2 protein-coding genes are annotated in these 3,505 nt (G+C 57.5%); both read right to left on the reverse strand.

Annotation, left to right across the window (positions count from 1 at the left end; all coding sequences use genetic code 11):
• The coding region (locus PQR02_RS39835) for an SEL1-like repeat protein (RefSeq protein WP_408243293.1) at positions 1 to 613 on the reverse strand (613 nt) is incomplete at its 3' end.
• A 42-nt stretch (positions 614 to 655) separates the two neighbouring features.
• Positions 656 to 3,295, reverse strand: coding sequence for a DEAD/DEAH box helicase (locus PQR02_RS39840; protein WP_408243294.1), 2,640 nt, complete (start codon positions 3,293 to 3,295; stop codon positions 656 to 658).
• Positions 3,296 to 3,505 lie beyond the last annotated feature (210 nt).

Below are 3,505 nucleotides of genomic sequence, written 5' to 3' on the forward strand. Positions count from 1 at the left end.
CCAGACGCGCGGCGCAGTTTGCGTTCGAACCACCGCGCTTGTAGGCCTGCGTCGCCTTTGCACTGTCTGGAACGACGTCGCCGGGAGCACTTCTTTCCCAGTGCCCCTCCCAGTACAAACCAAGGTTGTACGCGGCTGACCGGTGTCCAAGCTCCAAGGCCGTGGCATACATGTCCTTGGCCATCTCAAGGTCGGCGTCCATGCCACGACCAAGCCGCGCACTGTCCGCAATAGCCGCTGCCGCCATGCCGCGCAGCGGCTCGCTCGCGGTATCGTCCTTCAGCACGTCGCCCAGAATGACGTGTCCGCCCTCGTAATCCGCAGGCCCACCTGTCTCCGTGACAAGAGACAGTGCAAGCGCGACCCGGAGGGAGGGATGCCGGCCAGGGCCAACCCGTTCAAGCAGTCGCCGGCCGAGATAAGGCGCGCCTGACAACGTGCTTGTGAGCAGGCCATTCGCAATGGCCGCGATAGATTCAAGTGAAAGAAATCCGACCTTGTTTGCTGATACAACGTGCCGGAAGAACCTTTCCACGTCGAGTGACGGGTCGCACTGGCGAAGTTGTGCCCACTCGCGTTCAATTTGACCCAACCAGCTGGAATCTGCCGACATCAGATTTCGCGTCCTGTGGTGAGTGATGAGGACGATGATACCTCACCACTGCTGTCGCCTGACATCATAGGCAGGGAGAAAACCGCGTTCGCTGCAGCTTGCGGGCGGGACACTGGTCTGTACGGTTATGACCAGTGCTGGTTGCCCGGCACGACCGGCACGGCCGCTGCGCTGTGCGTAGTTCGCTGGCGTCGGCGGAACGTTCCGCAGGTAGACTGTATTGAGCGACGAGATGTCGACACCGAGTTCCATCGTCGGCGAACAAAACAGAACCGGAAGCCATTCAAGCGGTTTGCCGTTGGCGTTGAGCCAATCTTCGCGGTCTTTCGGCGTGAAGCGAAAGCGAGCCTCGCGCTCCATGCGGTCGTCTTGCTCTACCTGTGCGGTGTGTTCACGTGCCTCGAAATCGAACATCCGATGAACTGGGTTGGCAAGCATGCCTGCAATGTTGCCGTAAAGACTACGGAAAAACGCGTTGTCATCAGCGACGCGTTCGCTTCTTCCTTCGCCTAACGTCCACACTAAGCCGGTACCGTTCAATTGGTAGCCGGTCATGCCAAACTCCGTTTCCTCCGAAACGACCAGTCCATAGGACTTGGCCGCCTTCAGCAAAGCCGCGACGATTTCGCTGTAGTCAGCATCCTTGATTTTGGTGGCGTGAGGATTGCCACTTTCCACCCCATTCGCGTCGACCTCTTTCCAGGTGCTGGACCGTTTGATTTCCTTGCCTAATTTGGAACGGGAGCTCCCGGAGACAAGGTATTCGACATTTCGCCTGTCTTCGTCACGTGGCCGACCGGTCGTTATGAACCAATTCGCGGCAACCGGGTTTTCCTCCTCTGTGAAGCCCCATGGCTCACGCAAGTTGGCAAAGCTCGCCGTTTTGAGCTTGTCGAGCTCAGTACGGTCCAGATAGCGGGAAGATAGACATAGACCTTGCCGCATCGCATCGAAAACCATCTTGAGAAGCTTTTTTCGGACAACCGTTGAAGCTGCTTGCAGCACCATAGGTGCTGTCGCCCACTCCCCAGTGTCACCAGCAAGGTCATCGAGGTCCTGGTATTCAATGCGCACGAGCCCAAGTTGTTCCAGGTTCGGATTATTGAAGCGCCAACCACGGCGCAGGTCGAAATAGACGCGGTAGCCCAGAATCGCCCGCATGACATCCTGTACCTGGCGACGTGCATTGCCCTTAACGTCGGGTTCCTGCATGTACTCCGCCCGCACGCCAGGGTCATCTCGCTCAAAACCCAGGGCGGTAAACACGGCGTGAGGAATATCACTCTCCTTCAGTGAACCACCTGATTTTTCGACGGCCGCCAATAGAGCAGCTCGCTGCAGCAAAACCTGCAAAAAATCATTGAAGTGACCGACCTGTAGCGCGGCGTCTTGCCGATTGTCCGTGAAACCGAGTACCTTTTTAGCTTCGTCCTTCAGCTGTTCGTCTTCTTCGTACAAGTACCGTAACGCGGAGAGCGTGAGCATGGTCGTCGCCGAGCTTCTGCCCTCCCCTGAAAGCCCCGTAAGCCTCAGCGACTCCTTACCTGCACTTTGATGAACTACCCCACAGTGCAGGCAGAATCCAAAATTGCCGGGCATGTACCATCCCGGCGTACCGTCGGGGCTTTGCTTTCCTTCCGCGTCGACGCGGACGTGCTGGGGCTGGCGCTTTTTGACGGTCGACTTAAGCCTCAGGTCGCCATCCTTCTTCACTTCCAGCCAAGTTTCCGGGTAGCGGTCGAGCGTGTCGTCCCATACACCCGTTGTGTCGGGCATGAAATAGCCGCTTTTGATGTCTTCATCTTCGTGCGTGCGCTCTTCGATGCCGCGTGGGTTGAACATGCGCCCGCTCGAGGTGTGCTCATCCCAAACAGGCGCATATTCTTGTCCACACTCGCGGCAGAAATGCAGAGCAAATAGACGCCGGTCGCGCTCACCCGGAACATACTGGCTGCCATCAAGAGTTAGGTAGCGCTTATCTGAGGCTTCAAGAGTCCCGTAGACCTTGCTTCCTCCCGAAATGAACTGGTGCAACTTGAAGGCGAACAAGCTCCGGCCGCCATCCTGCGGGGGCTTGTCCGTGGTTCGATACGCTAGCAGCAGAAAGTCCGCGAGGGTGCTGCGCGCCAACTCTTCAGAAATCCCCGCGTCTTCGGCGAGCCGCTTGCCAGCTTGAGTCAACGTCATTGGCCGAGCTCGTCGCCACGGCCCTACGTCCCGCGTTAGCCCCAAGTTCAACTCGACCCAGACAGCGAGCGGATGTTTAGCTAGTGCTTCGAAGGATGGCTCGGAGGGAATCCCTGCTCGTATCGCCGCCCCTAGTTCGTGCTGAACATGTTCGACGAGCAGGTGTTCAGGAGTCACCCGTTGCAGGGTTTCAGTGATTACATTGGCAACGCTGATGTTGGTCCCGAAGAGTCGGCTCGCCACCTCTGCAACCTTCGCGTTTTTCACCTCCTCTGACCCTTCCGTTGCCATCGTTGCCGACGTCCCGATGCACTGAAGCTCATCGGCGAGAGCTTCTCGCACACGGCGAACGAGCAATGCGACGTCTGCGCCCTGTCGGCCACGATAGGTATGCAGCTCGTCGAGGACAAGGAATCGCAGCCCTTCAGCGTTGCGGATAGGTATCGTCGTGTCCAACTGCTTGCTAACGCCAACGAACACTGCTTTGGTGGCCATGGTGGCTCCAAGTTTTTACAAGTTATGCCGGTTGGTCGGATTGGTTGCCTTTCGGCAGCAATACATGTTTGGTCCAATATTCTGGACGATAAGTCGCGTTTCAGATTACTGCAGGTTTTTTACCCGACAGTGCATATTTCGGCGAACGTGACCGCCGATTTCGGGAACGTGACCGATTCGGCGGGATAGGCGTTGCGCGGTGTCGATTTC

This window comes from Paraburkholderia sediminicola (assembly GCF_046026895.1).
Lineage (GTDB): Bacteria > Pseudomonadota > Gammaproteobacteria > Burkholderiales > Burkholderiaceae > Paraburkholderia > Paraburkholderia sediminicola_C.